Here is a 22,019-nt window from a genome sequence, read left to right on the forward strand (position 1 = left end):
CACGGGTGCATCGGTGAAGAGTGAGTGAGCAGGATTCTCAGAAACTCAAGGAATCGACGTGAAATTTGAAAAAACAGAACTAAGTGGCGTCTTCATTATTGAGCATGACGTCCACAAGGATTCACGTGGCGCATTTTTGCAGACCTTCCATAATGAAGAATTTTCCAAAATGGGGCTCGAATGGGATTTTCGCGAAGGCTAATGCCTCTGCTCTAACTGCATAGAGGGGCGTTGCATATATGTGCAGCGTAACCTTTGATCTCAAAAAATACGGCGGCCAAGTAATTGGCTCGGAAACCATCGCTAATTCAAAAATAGAAAGTACGTATATGCACAACGATTTCACAAGTTATAACGGTCGAATTTCCTATCTGAGCGGCCTGAACAATGCTGATAAATATCTTGAGATAGGTGTTTGGGGGGGGGAGTACCTTTTTCCCAGTTGAAATCCCCTTCAAGGTTGCTGTAGATCCATGTTTCGTATTTGAACCATCAGAACATGCGAAGGATGGCACCCATTTTTTTGAAATCAAATCGGATGAATTTTTTAAGAAGCTAGATTGCGGTGATCTTCCTCTCCGTCAAACGTCTTCAACGCAACCCATCAAATTCGATATCATATTTATCGATGGATATCACACGTTTGAACAGTCGTTCAGAGACTTTGAGAATAGTCTTCGCTATTCGCACAAAAAAACTTTGTGGTTGATTGATGATACCGTGCCTTCAGATGCATATAGCGCTCTGCCAAACCCTGAAATCTCTAGCTACAAGAGGCATCGAGCAGGCTTGGATCGTGGGGATTGGCACGGCGATGTGTACAAGACGATCTTTGCAATTCACGACCGCTTCCCCGAAATTTCATACTGCACCCTAATGGGGGGAAATCCACAAACTGTGCTCTGGAAGGCTGAGAGAAGTACACGGGCACCACTTTTCTCCTCAATATCAGAGATCGAATCGGCTTCTTATTACGACATGATTCGGCATGGTAAGGTCATGATGCCGATCACAGACGAAACGCTGCCGAACTACATCTTTCGTTCTATTGACCCAGCCCTGGAGGCCGCACCTGATTCTTGGAGGCAGGTCATTACAAAACCGAATTTTCGAAACCTCTCGCCGGAGGTCACGTTGATGGATCTTCTAGTGGTTTCTTGCAAGCAAAGTGTGCCTGCACGTGCTTATCTGAAATTTAATAAAGATGGTTTGGGTGCAGTGCTTAAAGCAATCAAGAACAAACTTAGAGAAAACAGATAAGGTATGGACAGTATGAATGCTATCAACAATGACAAGCAATGTTGTGCTGTTGAATCAGGAAGATTTTCTGTTTACCGTGTATTCGAAACCTGCACGTGGGAGGCGGCCGATTCGCCAACATCTTTGGTTCGGGGCGAGAGAAATCAACACGGCGAGGAGCGTTGACAGTATGAGCTCCACTCCAATATTAATATCCATTGTCATCCCTACTTGGAATCGCCCGGTTCTATTGGGTAGGTTGGTGGAGTTAATCAATGCCGAAAACGAAGCAGGTGACATTGAGGTTGTTATTGTTGATGACTGTTCCGAGGAAAAAAACTGGAAACTACTTCAGGATATTGCGGCTTCAAACTTGAATGTCAAACTGTATCGAAACGCCACAAATATTGGCATGACGCGGAATTGGAATAAGGCAATCGAATATGCGCGCGGTCAGTGGATCGGCTTTATGTGCGATGACGATTTGTTCAAGCCGGATTCGATCGAGCGAATCCGCAAGTTGATCTCGACGACGCCGAAGCCCTGTTTAATACTTCAGAACTCTTCGATCAGTTTCGAAAGCGAATGGATCGAGCCGGGTGTTGCCGCTGCTAACAGGGTTGCCCTCCCTCCTGCTTCTGGGCAGTTCTGGCATAGAGAAATTACGGAGAAATTGGGTGCGTTCGACGAACGAGTCAAATATTGTCCAGACGCAGAATTCTGGTTGCGGCTGGCGTATCACTATCCTGTTTTGTTGGTACGAGACTACTTGGTTATTCCGTATCAGCATGACACAAACTATATGTGGGAGATCTTTCGGCGTCCAGACTTCCTAGAGCAAGTGACGCTATCAATAACGATCAGCTCCCAATGGCTCCTTGGTGAAAATGCCACAGATCGACAATTGGTTCAGTATCAGATCGACGATGGAATATGGGAAACATTGAGAACGGTTTTGAATAACACATTTCTCAAAAGCGGAGAGATGAAAAACTTCCCGCGATATTTAATCGAATTCATTCGATATTCATTTGTAATGAATCGCAAACGGTTGATGGTTAAGACGATTGCGCGTCTGCCACTCTTGCGAGCAAAAGACTTTTTAAGGCCAATTGCAAATCAATGGGGTCTATTGAAGAAATGAGTTTTTTAAAAATGATTGCGAAGGTCCTGCTAGGACGATCAGTAATCGTTGATATAGCGCCGCCTATTGAGTTTGTTGGCTGGAAAATGGCAACAGGCACTCGTGTGCCTTGGCATGACGGTGGCAGCAATTCACTTGCGCAAGCGTTTGCGAAGTGCGACCAAGAGTTGGCGGGGCATATCGGCTCGCGCAAGGTCGTCCTTACCCAGTTTCGGCCGAAATCGGTGGCGGCAGAGGTCGCGCAATTGAGGTGGCGGCACTACTTGGTCTATTGGTCAGCGACCGTCGCTTCTCGAATTGCAGGGGGTGACCAGCGGAATTTTGTTGAAATGGGCGTTTGTGACGGCCTGACCGCTTGGTTCGCCAGTCGTGCTCGGCAAAGCTCGAAGTGTGGAGGTGAGTTCTTCTTGTACGACGCATGGGAAGAGATGCGCTCTGATCTTTTGACGGCTTCCGAAGCGAGCTCGGTGGGAAGCTACGCATACCTTAACATTGAAAACACGCAAAGAAATCTGGCCCTGTGTGGCGACGACAGTTTTGTTTTCAATAAGGGCTATGTGCCTGAGTCGTTTTCGCATTCGCGCAACCCAGAAAGCCTTGCTTGGATTCATATTGATTTGAACTCGTCGATGCCTACGATTGCCTCACTGGACTATTTTTGGGATCGCCTGTTGCCTGGAGGGCTCGTGCTGCTGGACGACTTTGCTTGGCCGGGGTACGAGGAGACGCGCGTCGAAGTCGAAAAGTGGCTCCAAAGTCGGGGATTGGATATCTTGCAGTTCCCCACGGGACAGGCATTAATTGCCAAACGATAAGGGTCCGCGAAGGCGGATTATTTTAGAGTGCTCATCGTCCTTGCCATGTTCCTCAATTCATAGTGCTATGAAAGTCATCAAAAGAAGCTCTCACGGATACACGCAGGACCCAACGAAAAATTTGGGGTTTGAGGCCTACGATGGACATGGGGCAGCTGATGTTGCGCTCATCATCGCTGCGTTTGATCAAGCCGCAGGGTGCTGGGATCAGTTCGAGCTGTCGCCGGCTGAGCTGGATGCAGTCAAGAAGATGCATGTGGTGCGACTTGAATTTGAAGAGCCCAACAAATTCTTCATTCCAGAAAACTTTGATGCTTACGACGGAGACTTCTACAAGGTTCTCACGCTATGTCCGTTTACCGCGGAGTATTTTAACGAACGCCAGGGCGTTGAGCGGCGTGTCCCGATCTTTTTCCCTTTCAACGTGGACTTCATTCCCACTAAGTGTGAAAAGCGGTACGACATCATCTATACCGGACATCTTCATCCTAAGCCCATCATGCGGGACATGAAGACGATCAGCCGATTCAATTACCGGCTGGTTTCGAACTCGGGGCATGAGCTGGTGACGGATCGCGGGGTTGGATATCAAGAGAAGCTGGATCTCATTTCTCAATCAAAGATCACGCTGACCCATAATCTTTTGTATCCCACCGTGCGCCACGTTTTGAACGTGTGGAAATACCCGGATTGGAGGGCCAACAAAGCATTCACCGATATTCCGGGGGTGTTCGGACTTCTCAAGCGACTCCTGACAGGGCCGGAGATTGAGGTGCCTCAGTTGAAGTCGCGAATTTTTGAGGCTGCATTCTGCAGGTCGTTGATTCTTTGCAAGAAAGATAGCTTCAATGTGATAGAGAAATATTTTACGCCTGACAAGGAGTTTATCTACTATGAAGAGGGTCGCCTCGTCGAAACTGTTAATAAGATACTCGGTAATTACGATAGGTATCTGCCAGTTATTGACAACGCGTATAGCCGAGCTGTCGATCAGTACACGAGCGCGGCATTTTTTGATAAGTATTTAAAAAAAATTTAGCATGAACAAATATATAGTCATTACTTCCATTTTTCCGCCATCGGAGGCGATTGAAAAATTCGCGAAGCTGAAAGACTGGAAAGTAATTGTGGTTGGCGACAAGAAGACGGCGCCCGATTGGGACTTCCCGGGCGTGACATATCTTTCGCCTGAGGGCCAACAAAAGGTTTCAAGCGAGTTCTCAGAATTACTCCCCTGGAATTCGTACACGAGAAAAAATATTGGATATTTGCATGCCATCTCTCAGGGGGCTCGGGTCATCTATGAGTCAGATGATGACAACATCCCTCTAGAGAATTGGGTCAACGAGCCTGAGTTTGCAATTGACGCTGAGCTCATCAGCGACGCTTCGTTTGTAAACATCTATTCGTATTTCACTGATAAGAAAGTCTGGCCGCGAGGCCTTCCTCTGCGCTGTGTTTTGGACGCAGAGACTCCTGATGTCGGACCTGCGAAAAATCTTAAGGTTGGAGTTTGGCAGTATCTTGCAGACGAGGATCCAGATGTCGATGCGATTTATCGACTGACGGTCAACGCCCCCATTTATTTCAAATGGCGTGATCCATTGGTACTGGATCGGGGTGTCTGTTGTCCATTCAATTCTCAGAACACCTATTTCCGGCAGGAGGTATTCCCGCTCCTCTATTTACCGTCGACAGTCACGTTTCGCTTCACAGACATCTTGAGAGGACTGGTTGCTCAGCCTATCCTTTGGGCTGCGGGCTATCATCTGGGTTTCGCGGGCGCAACCGTTCTTCAAAAGCGAAATCCGCATGACTATCTGAAAGATTTCGAATCAGAAATCCCTTGTTATCTATCGGCAGAAAAGGTCGTGCAAATTGCCAGGGATTCCGTATCCTCCGATAGGTCCATTCCCGAGAACATGGTGTCGGTGTATCGCGCGCTTTGCGACAAGGGCATGGTTTTGGAGAAAGAGCTCGAGATTTTGAGCTGCTGGCTGGGTATCGTTGGTCTCGACGTCCCCCCAGTTTGAGTAGTACGTAGCTATGGAGTCCAATCCCACCGACGAAGGAGATTGGACATGAAGAAGCGTTTTACCCAAGAGCAGATCATTGGATTCCTGCGGGAGGCAGAGGCCGGCTTGCCGATCAAGGAACTGTGCCGGCGGCACGGTTTCTCCGAAGCCAGCTACTACCTCTGGCGCAGCAAGTTTGGCGGCATGAGCGTGTCCGATGCCAAGCGCCTGAAGGAACTGGAAACCGAGAACACCCGCCTCAAGAAGCTGCTCGCCGGCCTCCAGGTACGGCGCCGCCGGCGCAAGAAAGTGCCGGTTGCAGATCGGCAGCCGTTGGGACGGCCCCTGTCCGCTAATCAGATCTGGTCGATGGATTTCGTGTTCGATCGCACCGCTGAAGGACGCGTCATCAAGTGCCTGACGGTCGTGGACGACGCTACGCACGAAACTGTGGCCATCGTGCCGGAGCGGGCCATCGGCGGCCACGCGCTGACACGTATGCTTGACCGGCTGGCCATGGAACGAGGATTGCCGCAGGCGATCCGCACCGACAACGGCAAGGAGTTCTGCGGGCGGGCGATGCTGACCTGGGCGCATGCGAGCGGCGTGAGATTGTTCCTGATCGAGCCCGGCAAGCCCAACCAAAATGCTTATATCGAAGAAATCGCTGGGCGGACTGACACCGTCGGCCTACGCCAGAAAACTCGACGACAAATCGACTACATTAACCACCGGACTCTAAAGCCAAGTGCTACTGAAAACCGGGGGGACGTCGGGACGTCGGAGCCTCGAACCTGATGGCTTCGGCTCTATTACGTGTTTGCCAACTACGATGCAATGCTGGTGCTAAATCCGCTTACAGGGGCGGTTGGTGATTAAACGCAATCTCACCGCCAACTATCTCAGCCAAGGCTGGGTCGCCCTTATGGGGTTGGCTTTTATTCCTCTTTACATTCAATACTTGGGGATCGAGGCCTATGGCTTGATTGGGCTATTCGCAGTATTGCAGGCGTCGTTAACCCTGCTCGATATGGGTATGACGCCCACACTCAATCGCGAGATGGCTCGGTTCACTGCAGGCGCGCATACCATTCAGTCGATTAGAGATCTCTTGCGCAGCGTGGAGTGGGTCACGTTTGGCATCGCGGTTTTTGTTACGGTAGGGATCTGGGCTGCCTCCTCCTGGCTGGTCAGCGATTGGCTGCGGGTTGGAGAATTGCCTTTGGGTGTCGTGTCGCAAGCCCTCAGTATTATGGGCGTAGTCACTGCATTGCGACTGGTCGAAGGAGTCTATCGTAGTAGCCTCATCGGCCTGCAGCGGCAAGTGCTGTTCAGTGCTGTCAACGCGATTATGGCTACGCTACGATGGCTTGGCGCCGTGGTTGTCCTTGTTTGGTTTTCACCCACCATTGAGGCCTTTTTTGTCTGGCAAGGGTTGATTTCATCCCTCAGCGTCGGCGTTCTCGCGTGTGCTACTTACCGTGCCTTGCCTGAGGCTGAACATGGTGGTCGATTTTCGCTTGCCGCTCTGCGTGGCGTCAGGCGTTTTGCTGGCGGGATGATGGGGGTCACCTTCCTGGCTCTGCTTTTGACCCAGGTGGATAAAGTTCTGCTTTCCCGTCTGTTGAGTCTGTCCGATTTCGGTTACTACTCTCTAGCGGTAATGGTGGCCGGGGCTGTGCATGTTCTTGTGAGCCCAATGACTCAAGCGTGGTACCCCAAGTTTTGCGAGCTATATGCCCTGAATGACCGCGAAGGGATGGCTGCTGCCTACCATATGGCTACACAAATGCTCTCTGTAATAGTGGGTAGTGCAGCGATTGTGGTGATCGTCTTTGCTGGAACATTACTGCAGCTTTGGACGCAGGATTCAGCGTTAACTAGGCAGACAGCGACACTTGTCAGCCTGCTGACTTTCGGCAACCTGCTGAATGGTCTGACGAGCATGCCTCACCAAGCGCAAATCGCCCATGGCTGGCCTGGGCTGGCTGTGCGCATTAACATTGTCTTGGTTCTGCTCATAGTGCCGTCCATACTTTGGGTCGCCCCTCGCTATGGAGCCGAAGGCGCTGCATGGGTCTGGGTCTGCTTGAATGCCGGCTATTTGCTGATCGGCACGCCCTTTATGTATCGTAAAATACTTGCCGGCGAGAAACTAGACTGGTACTTGAGAGATCTCGCATTACCTTTGTTAGCCGCCACCTTCGCCGCTCTTTTGGTCCGCTGGGCCACTCCAACACCGGTTAGTCCATTTGGTCAGGTTGCGCAATTGATGCTGGCAGCAGTTTCAACCCTTGCCCTTGCCACACTGGCAGCGCAAAGCCTGCGTAAAAAACTTTGGCATCGCCTTTTAGGCTATCCCAGAGAAGTGGCATGACAAACCAGCAGACTCTCCTGGTGCTGCTAACTGCAATGCGCCACAGTGTATTTTGCAATAAAAAAATTGTCCGTATCGGATGGTTGCAGAATGACGTGCCCATCGATTGAGCTTAAGAAGCGAGTACAGAAAGGTAACTAAATAATGAGCGCCCTTGTTTGTGGGATTAGTGGGCAGGATGGCGCTTATCTTGCGCAGTTGCTTCTCGATAAAGGATATGAGGTGGTAGGCACGTCACGCTCTACGGACGAAGCACATTTCACAAGCCTTGTAGCATTAGGCATTCGCGATCACGTGCGCATCGAGCCGCTATCTGTCATTGAGCCGGACGCGGTGTTGAGCTTATTGAAAAGATTGCGGCCCGATGAGATCTACAATTTGTCCGGCCAAAGCTCTGTGGGGCTATCGTTCACACAGCCGATCGAGGCACTTCAAAGCATAAGCGTCGCAACGCTGAATCTTCTGGAGGCTATGCGAGTGCTGCAGTTTTCGGGACGGTTCTTCAATGCATGTTCAAGCGAGTGCTTTGGTAATACGGATGACGCTGGCGCGGATGAAATGACGCCGTTTCGGCCCCGCAGTCCGTATGCGATCGCCAAAGCGGCTGCTTACTGGCAGGTCGCCGATTATCGGGCTGCATATGGTCTCTATGCTTGTTCTGGGATTCTCTTTAATCATGAGTCCCCACTTCGGCCGCCAAACTTTGTGACGCGCAAAATCATCAATGGCGCGTACCGAATTGCACAGGGTGAAATAAATGAGCTTGAACTTGGCAACCTTGAGATTAGTCGAGACTGGGGCTGGGCACCCGACTACGTTGACGCAATGTGGCGGATGCTGCAGTTGGATACCCCCGACGATTTCGTGATCGCCACAGGGAAATCGCATACGCTTAATGACTTCCTTTCCCAGGTTTTCGAATGCTTTGGTCTGGATTGGCGGGACTATGTGATCGTTAATCATGATCTGACGCGCCCCTTGGATATTGAGTTCTCCAAGGGGAATCCCGCCAAGGCTGCGGCCATGCTCGATTGGTCACCGCGCATATCGTTCGAGGAGATGGTCAGACGCATGGTTGAAGCAGTCAAAGTTAGTGCATTTCAATGAGAAACGCGTATTGGCTTGTCGGTATGACGCTGACCATATTAATGGCGGGCTATATTTTTACCGTTGATCGCATGGTCAACCACGAAGTGGCTTATGGCATTGGTCTGTTCGTAATTGGGCTTGCGGTCATGATGGCCTGTCGCCGAACGCTGCCGATGCAGGTTGAAAACGCAGCGCTCTGGATGGTTATTCTGGTTTTCTTGTCATCGTATTGCGTCAAGCTTTTCCTGATTGTTGTTTCCCCAGAGAGCCCGGTCGTATTAGGTATGGTTCCCCGAGTGGGTTTGGGTGAATTCGATTACCCTTTATTGATCATTGACGTGCTGCTGCTCACGGCCGCAGGCATCACTGCCTTCAGCGTAGCTGTGCTTGCGGTGCCAGCTTTTGTCGCCTATCCGGGACTCGTGCCGATCCCCAATGCAGATAGGGTTGGTCGAAGAAGTCTGATCGCCTTGCTCGTGGTTGCGCTCATATTGAGCTTGGTATCCGGATGGGTCTCATATCGCTTTGACATTGGCCTGATGGGTTCCGAAATCAGGGCCATACTGCCTTATCGTCTGCGAGGCATCGTTTTCTATCTGCGCAATTACTTCCTGACAGGGTTGCTACTGCTTACCGTTTACCTCGCTTATCGCAGGTCGTATAGAGGTTTGGCTTGGATCGCAATCGGGCTTTTGGTACTAAATGGTGTCGCGGATTTGGCTATTCGGTCGAGCAAGGCATCAATTCTGGCGCCCCTCTTGTATTTAGCATTCCTGATTATTGCTTCTGGTGTCAAGATTCGCGTACGTCATGTGGTCTTGACGGTAGCGATAAGTGTTCCCTTATTGATCCTCTTGCCCTACTTCAATACGCTGCGCACTTTTAGGCTTTCGGGTCAGGGGGTTTGGGAGTCAATCGCCAGTGCTGCTGTCAGCGCTGACTTCCACCCTGTTGAATTGCTTCTCCGCGGTTTCACTTGGGTCATTTATCGACTGCCGGGCGTTGACATCTTGACTGCCATCCTTGGACACCATGCATCGCCAGTGGGTGATCAATGGTTTGAGATCTTTTCGAGACCAAACGGGATCGCGGGTTATCTCACGAATGACGTTTTCCTGACACCAGTTAGCCACCCCCATCTTGCTGCACCCGGCTATTTCGGATGGTGGTATCTCTTGCTTGGCGTCCCTGGTGTGGTTCTTGGTGGCGCCTCACTAGGCTTGTTTGTCCGGATTGCTTGGCCGCTTACACTTAAACTCGCGACTCACACTGCGGTATTGACAAGGGTTTTTGTCTTGATGCTGTTATTTACCGCGTTGACCGAAGGCACAGTGGACTCCATGCTGAAAATGTTCCTGGCTATGCTCTTCACAGTGCTAACGCTTGAGGGGTTCATCCGCATGGCTGTGCGTTTCAATCATCGATAATAAGCTGAATATTTGTAAAGGTAAGTCATTGAAAATTCTGTTTCTTTTGCAGGACATCCCATTCCCTGTCTCGGACGGGATGCGCTGGAAGGTGTTTTATTTGCTGCAGTATTTGTCCGAGCGACACCAGTGTGACGTCATTGCGTTTTCTGCTGATGCCCAACCGGATTTGGTTGCGCTCAAACGCGAGTTGCCAAGGGTTAATTGGTTGTCAGTTGTGCCGGCCACATCAGGGGCTCTGCGCTTGATACGAGCTGTCTTGGCTGTGCTTTCCGGGCGGCCCGCATCTTTGGGACGATTCCAAAACCCGACATTCACTCGCTCGTTAAGGGCGGCCTTGGCGAGCCGTCAATATGACGTTGTACATTACGATATTGTTAACATGGTTCAACATTACGTCGAGGGGCTTCCGTCGGTGCACTCGCCGAACGATGCGACGTCGCTGTTCTATACACGTATGGCAGCCAATGTGAAACATTGGCTAACACGGCTGAAGTTGAAGGTTGGTGCCTCCCTGCTAGGGCGCTACGAGCGGCGTAATTATTCCAATTTTACGAAGATCCACGTAGTGTCAAGTGTGGATGCCAACTACCTTCAATCAACGGTTGTAGGTGCTGATGTTGCCTTCATCCCGTTTGGCGTCGCTCCCCCCCAAGCCAATTGGGCAGTTAACCCAATGACCAGCGCGCCGATAGACAGCAGGCTCGTATTGGTTTTGGGCGGTGCAAACGTACCGGGTGTCGCCGCAGGAATCGAGGAATTCGTCCGTCTCGCTGTTCCTGAAATCGCACAAAAGTTTCCGGCAGTAAAGTTTCGAATACAGGGGAGGGGTACCGAAAAACTATTGCACTGTATTGGTATATCTGCCCCAAATCTAGAAGCGTCGGGGTGGGTTGATGATTTGGATGACTTGATCCGGTCAGCTGCGGTGGTGGTACTTCCTGACAAGGCTGGAACCGGCATCAAAACCAGGGCATTACAAGCTCTCGGGTGTGGTGCTACGGTTGTCGGTACGGCGGTGGCCTTCGAAGGTTTGCGAGAATACGTGCGTAGTGGCGAGCATTGTGTGATCGCAGAATCGATTCCGTCCCTGGCTAATGAGGTTTTGTTATTACTTGGTGATGCAGAGAAAAGACAGTCACTTGGCCGCGAGGCCTCTAGACTTGCGCATGACCAATTATCTTGGTCAAAACTCGGGCCACAATATGAAGAGCTCTATCGTTCCGCAATAGAGTCATATCAGTTGAACGCGCACGAGGAAAGTTCTCAATTCCATTGAATGAATAGTTGCGTGCATCGTTCGGCTAAGAAATGCAAAGCGTGAGTAGCGCCTGCCTTCGTCCATCAACCCGGCGGGAAGAGCATGCTCTGCCGGTTGGACACGCCAGTGGCGGTCGTCTGCCCCCCCAGCTGATACTTGTGATTGTAATGAAATATTTAAATTTGGTTTCTGACCTTGTCTGATACACCGCTTATTTCTATATGCATACCAGCATACAACCGTGCGGCGTTACTACCGGCCCTGCTCGATTCCATTGTGTCTCAGTCAGGGGTGAATTATGAAATTGTGATTTGTGAAGATGCATCGCCAGAGCGCGAACAGATACGCGAGGTTGCCGAACAATATGCAACAGCCTATCCCAGCCAGCTTTCCTATCACGAAAACAAGGTCAATCTGGGCTATGACGGCAATCTTCGACGTTTGGTCGAACTAGCCCGGGGCGAGTATGTGCTGTTCATGGGCAACGATGATCTGCTTGCCAAGGGAGCGTTGGCTGCTGTAGCTGCTGCAGTGCGTGTTCATGCGGACGTCGGGGTTGTACTTCGCAGCTACGACTCTTTCTACGATGATCCTGAGCGCCCGGTGCAAATTTTTCGCTACTTCGACAGCGAAAGTTTCTTTCCAGCGGGCACGCAGACTATCGTGACCTTTTTCCGTCGTTGTGTGTTTATATCAGGCATGGTGGTGCGTCGTGCGAGCGCGCACCGGCATTCCACCAATCGCTTCGACGGCACGCTACTGTATCAACAGCATCTGGTTGGGCAGATACTGGCGAATGAGAATGGCGTTTACCTTCCGCAAATCTTGTCGCATCACCGTCTGGGGGGTACACCGGATTTCGGCAACAGCGTAGCGGAGCAGGGACGGTTCGTGCCCCGTGAGCAAACGCCGGAATCTTCAGTACATTTCATGTGTGGCATGTTGCGGATTGCATCCGACTTGGAGCAGACACTTGGTTTGCCCGTCTATATGCCGATAACGAAAGATATCGGCAATTATTCATATCCAATTCTTTCTATCCAGGCTGACCGTTCGATTGGTGAGTTCTTGCTCTACCTCTGGCAAATCGCCAAGCTAGGATTCTGGAAAGTGCCGATGTTTTACATCTATGCTTGCGGGTTGCTCATGCTTCGTCGCAGCACCTGTGACCGCATCATTGCCTCGCTCAAGCGAATCAAAGGACGTGCTCCTGTTCTCGGCAATGTCTATGCCGGCCACGCCCGTAACCAGACAGGCGACAAGGGCAAGGACTGAGCATGGCTGACGCTAAACTGATCGTTCGCCTGAAGGGTGGCTTGGGCAATCAATTGTTCTGCTACGCTACCGGGCGACGCCTGGCGCTGAAAAGCAATGCTGAACTGGTGCTCGACGATGTGACCGGTTTCAAGTACGACCATCTGTACAAGCGGCAATACGCGCTCGGCGCGTTTAGCATTCCGGCCCGGATGGCGAGCGCTCGAGAGCGACTGGAACCCTTCGGCCGCCTTCGTCGACTGCTGATGCGCAAGGCCTCGGAATCCCTGCCTTTGGATAGAAAGCGATACATCAGACAAGTCGGCGTCGGATTCGAGGACGCACTGCTCTCGCTGAAACTGCAGCCTGGGATGACCTATTTCGATGGCTTCGGCCAAAGCGAGCGGTACTTCGCTGACGTAGACGAGGTCATCCGGCAAGACCTGAAAATGCATCCGCCAACCGATTCCGCCAACGAGGAAATGAGTTGCAAGATCCGCTCATCCATAGCGGTCGCCGTGCATGTCAGATGGTTTGACACCAACGATCACGGCTCGGCATCCAATATGTCGCGTAGCTATTATCAGAGCGCGATTGAGGTCATCAGGGCCAAAGTGGAAGACCCGCATTTCTTCGTTTTCTCTGACGATCCGAAACAATCAGCCAGGCTGCTTGGGCCGCTGCTGGGGGGCGGGAGTCACACCTTCGTGGATCACAACCGGGCAAGCCAGGATGCTTCTTCCGACTTCTGGCTGATGTCCCTGTGCCAGCACTTCGTGATCGGCAACAGCACTTTTGCATGGTGGGCTGCCTGGTTGGGGGAGCAGAAGGGGCTGTCTACGGTGGTTGCTCCGGCAGTGAATATTGACCCTGGCCATAGTTCGACAGCCTGGGGCTTTCCGTATCTGCTTCCCGACCGCTGGCTTGCTATATGAGCAAGGCGCCCGGATCAGTGGACGTCGTGGTTCCTGTATTCAACGGTCGCGCCACCATCGAGGCTGCCTTGCGCAGCGTGCTTGCCCAAGAAGGCGATCTGCTGAACGAGATCATCGTGGTGGATGATGGATCAACGGATGGCAGTGCGGAGGTTGTCGCAGCAATCGGGTCCGATAAAATTCGGCTGTTTCGCACCAGCAACCATGGTGTGGCCTCCGCCAGAAATCTGGGGATCGAACGATCCGTCGCAGAATGGATCGCATTTCTTGATGCGGATGATTTGTGGGAAAAGAACAAGCTAAAAGCCCAGATTCAGACTGCAGCCGATACCGGTGCCGGTTTTATCTGTGGAACGGTGAATGACCAGCCGATAAGCCGGTCCAGGCCTATTTCCGCCTTCAGTCTGTGGAGAGGGAATTTTGTGGCGACCAGCGCAGTCCTCGTCCAACGTAAAATTCTGCTGCAATCCGCACCGGTGTTCAGTACGGGAATGGCGTTCGCCGAGGATTATCTGGCTTGGCTCAAGTGCCTGACTCTGACGCCTGGTTACTATATGTCAGCCAACTTGGCGACCTACATTCTCAGTGCACGGCCTCGTTATAACTGGAGGCTGATCTTGAAAAACCTGGTGTTGCTGAATATGTCGTTCACGATATTTGTCTGGCGCACGCACAGTGCGTTTGCGAAAAAAATCCTGCTTCCAGTGTCACTGCTTGCGGGATCGGCGATCTCCATCTTCAGCATCGTGAAGCGCTTCATGCGGTCCCACCATGCCTGAGGTTTTATGCCATAACCATTTGAGTTGCACTGACCGCTGATGAAAGAACACTCTCTTTTAATGAAATTTTTCCTTGCGCTTGGCATGGAACGAATTGCGTGGGCCTGCCGGCGCCTGTATTGCCCCGTACCGAAGTCAGCGCTGGTGCTAGAAGTTGGATCCGGCGGCAGCCCCTATTTCCGTTCCAATGTGCTGATTGATGCTTATGAAGAAACGAGGGAGCGCCACTGGGCGCCGTTCATCACGGATAGGCCCTCGGTTCTTGGCGTGGGTGAGGCCTTGCCTTTCAAGGACAAAATCTTCGATTTCGTGATTGCATCACATGTGCTGGAGCACTCTGCCGATCCGGAGCGTTTTCTCCTTGAATTGCAAAGGGTGGCCAAGGCCGGTTACATAGAAACGCCGGGTGCATTCATGGAGCGGATCAATCCTTACTGGGATCACCGTAGTGAAGTAACGGTACGGGACGGCGTCCTTACAATCAGGAAAAAGCCGGCTTGGATCGTGGATGAGGAGTTGGTGGAACTGTATGAACACGGAGCCAAAGCCCTGATCGCGAACCGGACCATCCCCGGCAATCCGTTTATCTTCCATACCCGCTTCTTCTGGTCGGATCGGTTGCCATTCAAGATTCTGAATGCGGAAGTGGATGCGAGTTGGCCCGCGCCAACTGTGGAAACAAATACGCGCCCACCTTTTTCGCTTCGTGCCCTCATCGGCCGATATGGTTTGGCCGCTGCCAGACTGCTCTTCTCGCAGACGAAACGAAACAAAGGCTTGAATTTATCCGAATTGATGCAGTGCCCGGTTTGTGGCTCGGATCAACTAGCGTTTTCCGAGAATGGGATCACATGCAGGGGATGCCATAAAAGATTTGACGTATCCAGCGGTGTTCCCCGCATGTCCTGACCCGGCCTGGCCCGCAGCTCAAACTTATTCTGTGTATCAAACGTCTTGAGTCTCAAACTTGGAATAGACGCATCGAACATTCGCCAGGGTGGTGGGGTTACCCACCTCTCGCGTTTGCTGTCCTCTGCTGTTCCGGCGATGCACGGCATCGAAAGCGTGACGGTATGGAGTTGTGCACGCACTCTGGCCACTTTGCCTGACCAAGCTTGGCTGAAGAAGCGTTCTAGCAAGGAGCTGGAGTCTTATTTGCCAACGCGGCTTCTTTGGCAAAAGCGCATGCTGCCATCGGAGCTGATCAAGACAGGCTGCAATATTCTCTTTTCCCCAGGCGGTATGCTGCCTGGAAAATGTCCAGTCACTTCCGTGACAATGTCGCAGAACATGCTGCCTTTTGAACCGGCGGAGGCAAGGCTATTTGGCGCCATGCATCCCATGCGGCTCAAGATGTCCTTGCTCAGGATAGGTCAGAGCCGTTCGCTCAAATCCGCTGATGGCATTATCTTTCTTTCCGACTATGCCCGCACTCGACTTTGCTCAAGCTTGGTACTGGATACACAGCGCACGGCCTTGATCCCGCATGGAATCGAAGAACGGTTTTTCTGTGCGCCTCGTCCAGCAAGGGAAGCGGCAGATTGTTCGGCTGCCAAGCCATTTCGCCTGCTCTATGTGTCGATCCTGATGCCCTATAAACATCAGCTCGAAGTTGGGCGAGCCGTGGCTCGACTGCGCGACTCAGGGATATCGGTCAGTGTCGAGTTTGCCGGGGACCTGTGGGGGAATTACGGCAAGGCCGTCGAGAAGGAATTCCTCCGCATCGACCCACACCAGTCTTTTCTGAAACTGCTCGGCCCGGTTCCATTCGAGCGACTTCATGCGCTCTATGCCGAGGCAGATGCTTTCGTGTTCGCGTCCAGCTGTGAAAATCTTCCTAATATCCTGATCGAGGCGATGGCAAGCGGCTTGCCGATCCTGAGTTCGAACCGAGGTCCGATGCCGGAGGTGTTGGGTGACGCCGGTTGGTACTTTGACCCGTATTCGGCAACATCGATTGCCAACGCAATTGTCGAAGCCATGCAGGATCCGGCATCTCGACAACTACGTGCAAAGCAATCCTTTGAAAAGGCAACGCAGTATTCGTGGTCGCGTTGCGCGTCGGACACGTTCTCCTTCATTGCCAGGGTGGCCAAGGAGCGTGGGGTGTGAAGCTGCTGGTCGTCAGCCAGTATTTCTGGCCTGAGAATTTCCGCATCAATGATCTCGTGGCCGATATGGTTGGGCGCGGCCATGAAGTCACGGTGCTGACCGGGCAGCCGAATTACCCATCGGGGCGATTCTTTCCGGGCTATGGTTGGGCACTGCCCTGCACCGAAATCTATCAAGGGGCACGAGTTATTCGGGTGCCACTTGTGCCCAGGGGGGCTGCTGGTGCCATCAGGCTGGCGCTGAACTATCTGTCATTTGCCATCTTTGGTGTACTTGGTGTTTGGCTAAGGCTTCGCGGCAAGTTTGACGCCGTCTTCGTGTTCGAGGTTTCCCCCATCACGGTAGGTATCCCGGCCATAGTTGCCAGCCGGCGGTTCAACGCGCCCATTCTATTTTGGGTGCTCGATTTATGGCCTGAATCCCTGACTGCCGCAGGCGGGGTGCGCTCACCCGGGGTGCTGCTGGCAGTCGACCGCCTGGTGAAATGGATTTATCGGAACTGTTCGCGTGTGTTGGTGCAGTCCCGTGCGTTCGTGCCGGAGATCGCACGCCATGGGGTGCCGGATTCAAGGATTCTGTATTTCCCCAGTTGGGGCGAGTCGCTGTTCCAGCCTTTACAGCAGGCAGATGCCACCTTGCTGCCGCCGTTGCCGGAGGGCTTCAAGGTACTCTTTGCCGGCAATATCGGGGAAGCGCAGGATTTGCCGGCTGTTCTGAAAGCGGCCGAGTTGTTGCGGGATCGCACCGACATCCAGTGGCTGATCGTGGGCGACGGCCGCATGGCGGCATGGGCAAAAGAGGAAGTCGAGCGGCGAGGCTTGTCGCAGGTGCATTTTCTGGGCCGCCATCCCCTGGAGGCCATGCCGCATTTTTATGCCGCAGCCGATGCGCTGCTGCTGCCCTTGAAACGGGAACCCATCTTCGCGCTGACCATACCGGGCAAGCTACAATCCTACTTGGCATGTGCCCGCCCCATTCTGGCCATGCTGGATGGCGAGGGCGTCCGCATTGTCCAGGAGTCCGGCGCAGGGCTTGCCTGTCCGGCGGGCGATGCCGAGGGGCTGGCGGCACGGATCCTTGAGCTGGCCGCCATGTCGGACGCCGAACGCAGTGCAATGGGGCAAAACGGGCGGCAATATTACGAGGCGAACTTCGACCGGACTCGGCTGTTCGATCAACTGGAAACCTGGCTGGAAAACGCCATACAGGAAAGAAAACATTCAAAATGACAGAGCGCAATCCATTCGCCGGTAGTACCGTGCTGATTACGGGCGGTACCGGCTCCTTCGGGCATGAGTTTCTGGATTATCTGAAGTCGCGCGACTGCCGCGAAGTCCGCATTTTCTCGCGCGACGAGTTGAAGCAGGAACATATGCGGGTGGCGTTGGCCGACCCCAAAATCAAGTTCTATATTGGCGATGTGCGGGATCGCGACAGCGTGGACAATGCCATGCGGTCCGTCGATTACGTCTTCCATGCGGCTGCACTCAAGCAGGTTCCTTCCTGCGAATTTTTCCCGATGCAGGCGGTGCTGACCAATGTGACCGGCAGCCACAATGTCATTGAGTCAGCCATGGCGCATGGCGTGCAGCGGCTGGTTTGCCTGTCTACGGACAAGGCGGTGTATCCGGTCAATGCCATGGGCATGACCAAGGCGCTGATGGAAAAAGTGACACAAGCTGCGGCTCGTGCAGGCAGTAATGGCGGCACGATTATGTCCAGCGTGCGCTATGGCAACGTGATGGCATCGCGCGGATCGGTCATTCCGCTGTTCATCAAGCAGATGCGCGAGGGCAAGCCGCTGACCTTGACCGTGCCGGAGATGACACGTTTCCTGCTGCCCTTGCCCTTGGCGATCGAACTGGTGGCATTTGCATTCAATCATGGCCAGCAGGGCGATCTGTTTGTGCGCAAGGCGCCAGCCTGCACGGTTGAGAATCTGGCTCAGGCCTTGAAGAACCTGTTCCATTCCGATGTGCCGATCCAGGTGATCGGCATGCGTCATGGCGAAAAAATCTACGAAACCCTCGCCACCCGTGAGGAACTCGCCAAGGCGGAAGACATGGGTGACTACTACCGGGTGCCGATGGACGGGCGGGACTTGAATTACAGCAAGTATTTCACCGAAGGCGACACGACCGAATCCTCCCTCGAAGACTACACCTCGCACAATACCGAGCAGCTGGACGTGGCGGCCGTGGAAGCGCTGATGCTGACCTTGCCCGAAGTGCGGGAAGCGCTGCAGGCGGCGGGCCATGCATGAAGACCGGCGCATGAAGATAGGCATTACCGGATCTGAGGGTCTGATCGGCTGGCACCAGCGGGCCTATCTCAAGACAATCGGAGTCGACCACGAGATTCGTCTCGCCAATCGTGCAACATTCAAGCAGCCCGGCCTGCTGACAGAGTTTGTAATTGGGCTGGATGCGATCATTCATCTGGCCGGGATGAATCGCGGTGACGATGCCGATATTGAAGCGACCAACACAGCCTTGGCCCGCGATCTGGTCGCGGCCTGTGAGCAGACGGGAACCCGTCCTTTTGTGGTGTATGCCAATTCCACGCATCAGGATCGGGATACCGCCTATGGCCGTGGCAAGCGGGCCGCTGCTGATACGTTTCGCCGCTGGGCGGAGCAGTGCGGCGCAGGCTTTGCCAACCTGATCCTGCCGCATGTGTTCGGCGAGTTCGGCAAGCCTTTCTACAATTCCGTCGTGTCCACGTTCTGCCATCAGCTAGCACGCCAGGAAACGCCGCAGATCATTACCGATGGCGATCTCGAACTGCTGCACGTGCAGGATGTGGTGGCGCAGTGCTGGCAAGCGATCCGGGAAAACCAGCGTGGCGATATCCGCATGCAGGGCGTCGGCATGAAAGTCAGCGAACTGCTTCGGCATCTGACCGAAATGCGTGACTGTTACCAGGCGATGGTGATGCCTCCACTCGTTTCCGCGCTGGATGTGCGCCTGTTCAACACGCTGCGCTCCTATTTATTTCCCGCGCATTATCCGGTCGCGCTCACCCTGCATAGCGATGCACGCGGTAGCCTGTTTGAAGTGGTCAAAAGCAACAGCGGCGGCCAAGTGTTCATGTCCACCACCCATCCGGGGATCACCCGCGGCAACCATTTCCATACCCGCAAGGTCGAGCGCTTTCTGGTGGCAAGCGGCGAGGCAGATATTCGTCTGCGCAAGTTGTTCAGCGGCGAGGTGATCATCTTCAAGGTGCGTGGCGAAGCGCCCAGCTATGTGGATATCCCGACTTTTTACACCCATCACATCACCAATACCGGGCAGTCCGAACTGGTGACACTGTTCTGGGCGAACGAGATTTTTGATCCGGTCGATCCGGATACCTTTCCCGAACGGGTGGACGCAGCATGAAGCAAAAGCTGAAAGTGATGACAGTGGTGGGGACGCGGCCGGAAATCATTCGGTTGTCGCGTGTGCTGGCGAAACTGGACCAATACACTGACCATGTTCTGGTGCATACCGGGCAGAACTACGACTACGAGCTGAACGAGATTTTCTTTGATGAATTGAAGTTGCGCCGTCCGGATCATTTTCTCGAGGCGGTTGGCGGCAGTGTGGCCGAAACGATAGGCAATATTTTGGCGCGAGTCGATCCGCTGCTCGAAAGCGAAAAGCCGGATGCATTGCTGGTGCTGGGCGATACCAATTCCTGCCTCGCCGTAATCGCGGCCAAGCGCCGCAAGATTCCGATTTTTCACATGGAAGCGGGGAACCGATGCTTTGACCAGCGCGTGCCGGAAGAAAGCAACCGCAAGGTGGTCGATCATCTGGCCGACATAAACATGCCCTACAGCACCATCGCGCGCGACTACCTGCTGCGCGAAGGCATTCCCCCCGACCGCGTGGTGAAAACCGGCAGCCCGATGCACGAGGTGATTCATCACTACCTGCCGCTGATTGAGGCGTCGACTGTGCTGACTCGGCTGGGGGTGGAGCCGGAGCAGTATTTTGTGGTGAGCTGCCACCGCGAAGAAAACGTGGACTCGGATCGCAATCTGGGTCAGTTGGTGGAAGTCCTGAATGGTCTGGCCGAGCAGTATGGTTTACGCATCATCATGTCGACTCATCCGCGCACCCGTAACCGACTGACCGCGAGCGGGGCGCAACTCAGCCCATTGGTCGAGCTCATGAAACCCCTGGGCCTGCCGGATTACATTCAACTGCAGCGCAATGCGCGCGCAGTGCTGTCCGACAGCGGAACGATCACCGAGGAAGCCAGTATCCTGAATTTCCCCGCCCTCAATATCCGCGAGGCGCATGAGCGCCCGGAAGGCATGGAGGAGGGCACGGTCATGATGACAGGGCTGTCGTTGACGCGAATTTCCCAGGCGTTGGACATCCTTGCCGACCAGCCGCGCAGTCAACGCCTGATCCTGCCGGTGCAGGACTATGCCGTCGAGAACGTGTCAGACAAGGTGCTTCGCATCATCCTGAGCTATACGGATTATGTGAAACGCGTTGTATGGCGGCAATGAATCTTGCCAAGATGAAAGTTGCAGTAACCGGGGCGACCGGATTTGTTGGGCAAGCCTTATGCAGTCAACTGCTAGCCCATGATCATGCTGTCGTCCCGGTCGTTCGCCATGCGTCGGGGCTGGCTGGCGAAGTCATAGTGGGCAATATCGAGGGCGTGACCGATTGGCAGCCTGCTTTGTCTGGCTGCGAGGCGATCGTGCATCTGGCCGCACGCGTCCATGTGATGGACGACACCGCCGAGGACCCACTGGCGCTGTACCGGGTAACCAACACCGATGCCACACTCAATCTAGCCCGCCAAGCTGCGCAGGCAGGGGTTAAGCGCTTCATCTTCATCAGCACCATCAAAGTCAATGGTGAAGGGCGCGATACGCCTTATCGCGAAACCGATGCGCCAGCGCCCGAGGATGCCTATGCGATTTCCAAGTGGGAGGCTGAGCAGGGTTTGCGGCAGATTGCACAGGAAACCGGGCTGGAGGTCGTCATCCTGCGGCCACCGCTGGTGTATGGGCCAGGGGTGAAAGCGAATTTTCAGCGGCTGATTCAAATTGTTAATAGAGGTTGGCCGCTGCCGTTGGGTGCGATTCGCAATCGGCGCAGCCTGTTATATCTGGAAAATTTTGTGGATGCGATCCGGTTATGTGTGGAACACCCCGCCGCCGCGGGTCAGACTTTTTTACTGGACGATGGCAAGCCGGTCTCGACGCCGGAGTTGATCCGTGCGGTGGCGCGCGCTTTGGGGCGTCCGGCGCATTTGCTGGCAGTGCCGGTGTGGATGCTGGAAGCTGCAGGAACGTTGCTGGGCAAGCGTGCTGCAGTGGCGCGGCTAACGGGTTCCTTGTTTGTGGATGGCTCTGCCATTCGGTCGCGCCTGGGATGGACGCCGCCGTATTCAATGGAAGAAGGAATGGCTGCAACAGTGGCGTCATTTAAATGACAGGGCTGGGGGTGTCGGTTTTTTTTGCCTTTGTGATCTGCTGGCTGGTACTGGCCGGCTTGCTGCGGCGCAGCCGACTGCCGATGGATCATCCCAATGAGCGTTCGCTGCACGCGACACCGACGCC

General features: G+C 53.5%; 20 protein-coding genes and 1 pseudogene. All 21 read left to right on the forward strand.

Annotated features, from left to right (window positions below; all coding sequences use genetic code 11):
• Window positions 1-58: 58 nt before the first annotated feature.
• The 21 genes and pseudogenes from IV098_RS09500 (at window position 59) to IV098_RS09600 (ending at window position 21,892) form a co-directional block, all read left to right on the forward strand.
• Window positions 59-202, forward strand: coding sequence for a dTDP-4-dehydrorhamnose 3,5-epimerase family protein (locus tag IV098_RS09500; RefSeq protein ID WP_296888482.1), 144 nt, complete (start codon window positions 59-61; stop codon window positions 200-202).
• Between the two features lie 209 nt (window positions 203-411).
• A complete protein-coding gene (locus IV098_RS09505; RefSeq protein WP_296888484.1) occupies window positions 412-1,260 on the forward strand; it encodes a class I SAM-dependent methyltransferase in 849 nt (282 codons plus the stop codon).
• A gap of 28 nt (window positions 1,261-1,288) precedes the next feature.
• Complete coding sequence (locus tag IV098_RS09510; protein ID WP_296888487.1) at window positions 1,289-2,383, forward strand: glycosyltransferase family 2 protein; 1,095 nt, start codon at window positions 1,289-1,291, stop codon at window positions 2,381-2,383.
• Window positions 2,362-3,198 (forward strand): class I SAM-dependent methyltransferase, encoded by an 837-nt coding sequence (locus IV098_RS09515; protein WP_296888489.1) that lies wholly within the window; start codon window positions 2,362-2,364, stop codon window positions 3,196-3,198. Before IV098_RS09510 ends, IV098_RS09515 begins: the two co-directional genes overlap by 22 nt.
• Window positions 3,199-3,265: 67 nt before the next feature.
• Window positions 3,266-4,237: a glycosyltransferase gene (locus IV098_RS09520; protein ID WP_296888491.1), complete on the forward strand. Its 972-nt coding sequence runs from the start codon at window positions 3,266-3,268 to the stop codon at window positions 4,235-4,237.
• 1 nt (window position 4,238) lies between these two features.
• Window positions 4,239-5,231, forward strand: a complete 993-nt coding sequence (locus IV098_RS09525) for an STELLO glycosyltransferase family protein (protein ID WP_296888493.1) — start codon at window positions 4,239-4,241, stop codon at window positions 5,229-5,231.
• A gap of 48 nt (window positions 5,232-5,279) precedes the next feature.
• Window positions 5,280-5,873, forward strand: a pseudogene (locus tag IV098_RS09530) (transposase); the annotation flags it as partial.
• Window positions 5,874-6,084: 211 nt separating this feature from the next.
• The gene (locus IV098_RS09535) at window positions 6,085-7,590 is read left to right on the forward strand and encodes an oligosaccharide flippase family protein (protein WP_296888495.1); all 1,506 of its coding nucleotides are present in this window, start codon (window positions 6,085-6,087) and stop codon (window positions 7,588-7,590) included.
• Between the two features lie 144 nt (window positions 7,591-7,734).
• The gene (locus tag IV098_RS09540) at window positions 7,735-8,697 is read left to right on the forward strand and encodes a GDP-mannose 4,6-dehydratase (protein ID WP_296888497.1); all 963 of its coding nucleotides are present in this window, start codon (window positions 7,735-7,737) and stop codon (window positions 8,695-8,697) included.
• Window positions 8,698-8,720: 23 nt separating this feature from the next.
• Window positions 8,721-10,106, forward strand: a complete 1,386-nt coding sequence (locus tag IV098_RS09545; protein WP_296888498.1) for a hypothetical protein — start codon at window positions 8,721-8,723, stop codon at window positions 10,104-10,106.
• A 28-nt stretch (window positions 10,107-10,134) separates the two neighbouring features.
• The gene (locus IV098_RS09550) at window positions 10,135-11,385 is read left to right on the forward strand and encodes a glycosyltransferase family 4 protein (protein ID WP_296888500.1); all 1,251 of its coding nucleotides are present in this window, start codon (window positions 10,135-10,137) and stop codon (window positions 11,383-11,385) included.
• Between the two features lie 177 nt (window positions 11,386-11,562).
• On the forward strand, window positions 11,563-12,642 hold the full coding sequence (locus tag IV098_RS09555) for a glycosyltransferase family 2 protein (RefSeq protein WP_296888502.1): 1,080 nt from the start codon (window positions 11,563-11,565) through the stop codon (window positions 12,640-12,642).
• Window positions 12,643-12,644: 2 nt separating this feature from the next.
• The gene (locus IV098_RS09560; RefSeq protein WP_296888505.1) at window positions 12,645-13,556 is read left to right on the forward strand and encodes an alpha-1,2-fucosyltransferase; all 912 of its coding nucleotides are present in this window, start codon (window positions 12,645-12,647) and stop codon (window positions 13,554-13,556) included.
• On the forward strand, window positions 13,553-14,335 hold the full coding sequence (locus tag IV098_RS09565) for a glycosyltransferase family 2 protein (protein ID WP_296888506.1): 783 nt from the start codon (window positions 13,553-13,555) through the stop codon (window positions 14,333-14,335). Before IV098_RS09560 ends, IV098_RS09565 begins: the two co-directional genes overlap by 4 nt.
• 39 nt (window positions 14,336-14,374) lie before the next feature.
• Entirely contained in the window at window positions 14,375-15,244 is an 870-nt protein-coding gene (locus IV098_RS09570) for a methyltransferase domain-containing protein (protein WP_296888508.1), read from the forward strand.
• 45 nt (window positions 15,245-15,289) lie between these two features.
• The gene (locus IV098_RS09575) at window positions 15,290-16,447 is read left to right on the forward strand and encodes a glycosyltransferase family 1 protein (protein ID WP_296888510.1); all 1,158 of its coding nucleotides are present in this window, start codon (window positions 15,290-15,292) and stop codon (window positions 16,445-16,447) included.
• Window positions 16,444-17,676 carry a glycosyltransferase family 4 protein gene (locus IV098_RS09580; RefSeq protein WP_296888511.1) on the forward strand — a complete coding sequence of 411 codons (1,233 nt, stop codon included), beginning with the start codon at window positions 16,444-16,446 and terminating at the stop codon, window positions 17,674-17,676. Before IV098_RS09575 ends, IV098_RS09580 begins: the two co-directional genes overlap by 4 nt.
• Complete coding sequence (locus IV098_RS09585) at window positions 17,673-18,710, forward strand: polysaccharide biosynthesis protein (RefSeq protein ID WP_296888513.1); 1,038 nt, start codon at window positions 17,673-17,675, stop codon at window positions 18,708-18,710. The genes IV098_RS09580 and IV098_RS09585 overlap by 4 nt, the downstream gene beginning before the upstream one ends.
• Window positions 18,703-19,830, forward strand: coding sequence for an NAD-dependent epimerase/dehydratase family protein (locus IV098_RS09590; protein WP_296888515.1), 1,128 nt, complete (start codon window positions 18,703-18,705; stop codon window positions 19,828-19,830). The genes IV098_RS09585 and IV098_RS09590 overlap by 8 nt, the downstream gene beginning before the upstream one ends.
• Window positions 19,827-20,954, forward strand: coding sequence for a non-hydrolyzing UDP-N-acetylglucosamine 2-epimerase (wecB, locus tag IV098_RS09595; protein ID WP_296888517.1), 1,128 nt, complete (start codon window positions 19,827-19,829; stop codon window positions 20,952-20,954). The genes IV098_RS09590 and wecB overlap by 4 nt, the downstream gene beginning before the upstream one ends.
• Complete coding sequence (locus tag IV098_RS09600; protein ID WP_296888519.1) at window positions 20,951-21,892, forward strand: SDR family oxidoreductase; 942 nt, start codon at window positions 20,951-20,953, stop codon at window positions 21,890-21,892. The genes wecB and IV098_RS09600 overlap by 4 nt, the downstream gene beginning before the upstream one ends.
• The last annotated feature ends 127 nt before the right edge of the window (window positions 21,893-22,019 follow it).

The sequence above is a fragment of the Thiobacillus sp. genome, assembly GCF_018780105.1.
In the GTDB taxonomy this organism is placed as follows: domain Bacteria; phylum Pseudomonadota; class Gammaproteobacteria; order Burkholderiales; family Thiobacillaceae; genus Thiobacillus.

What these genes read in the sequence shown, in the direction of transcription:
- IV098_RS09510 (WP_296888487.1), top strand. Translation starts at nt 1,289, where the DNA reads ATGACAAGCAATGTTGTGCTGTTGAATCAGGAAGATTTTCTGTTTACC.
- IV098_RS09515 (WP_296888489.1), top strand. Translation starts at nt 2,362, where the DNA reads ATGGGGTCTATTGAAGAAATGAGTTTTTTAAAAATGATTGCGAAGGTC.
- IV098_RS09520 (WP_296888491.1), top strand. Translation starts at nt 3,266, where the DNA reads ATGAAAGTCATCAAAAGAAGCTCTCACGGATACACGCAGGACCCAACG.
- IV098_RS09525 (WP_296888493.1), top strand. Translation starts at nt 4,239, where the DNA reads ATGAACAAATATATAGTCATTACTTCCATTTTTCCGCCATCGGAGGCG.
- IV098_RS09540 (WP_296888497.1), top strand. Translation starts at nt 7,735, where the DNA reads ATGAGCGCCCTTGTTTGTGGGATTAGTGGGCAGGATGGCGCTTATCTT.
- IV098_RS09545 (WP_296888498.1), top strand. Translation starts at nt 8,721, where the DNA reads ATGACGCTGACCATATTAATGGCGGGCTATATTTTTACCGTTGATCGC.
- IV098_RS09560 (WP_296888505.1), top strand. Translation starts at nt 12,645, where the DNA reads ATGGCTGACGCTAAACTGATCGTTCGCCTGAAGGGTGGCTTGGGCAAT.
- IV098_RS09565 (WP_296888506.1), top strand. Translation starts at nt 13,553, where the DNA reads ATGAGCAAGGCGCCCGGATCAGTGGACGTCGTGGTTCCTGTATTCAAC.
- IV098_RS09570 (WP_296888508.1), top strand. Translation starts at nt 14,375, where the DNA reads ATGAAAGAACACTCTCTTTTAATGAAATTTTTCCTTGCGCTTGGCATG.
- IV098_RS09585 (WP_296888513.1), top strand. Translation starts at nt 17,673, where the DNA reads ATGACAGAGCGCAATCCATTCGCCGGTAGTACCGTGCTGATTACGGGC.
- IV098_RS09590 (WP_296888515.1), top strand. Translation starts at nt 18,703, where the DNA reads ATGCATGAAGACCGGCGCATGAAGATAGGCATTACCGGATCTGAGGGT.
- wecB (WP_296888517.1), top strand. Translation starts at nt 19,827, where the DNA reads ATGAAGCAAAAGCTGAAAGTGATGACAGTGGTGGGGACGCGGCCGGAA.
- IV098_RS09600 (WP_296888519.1), top strand. Translation starts at nt 20,951, where the DNA reads ATGAATCTTGCCAAGATGAAAGTTGCAGTAACCGGGGCGACCGGATTT.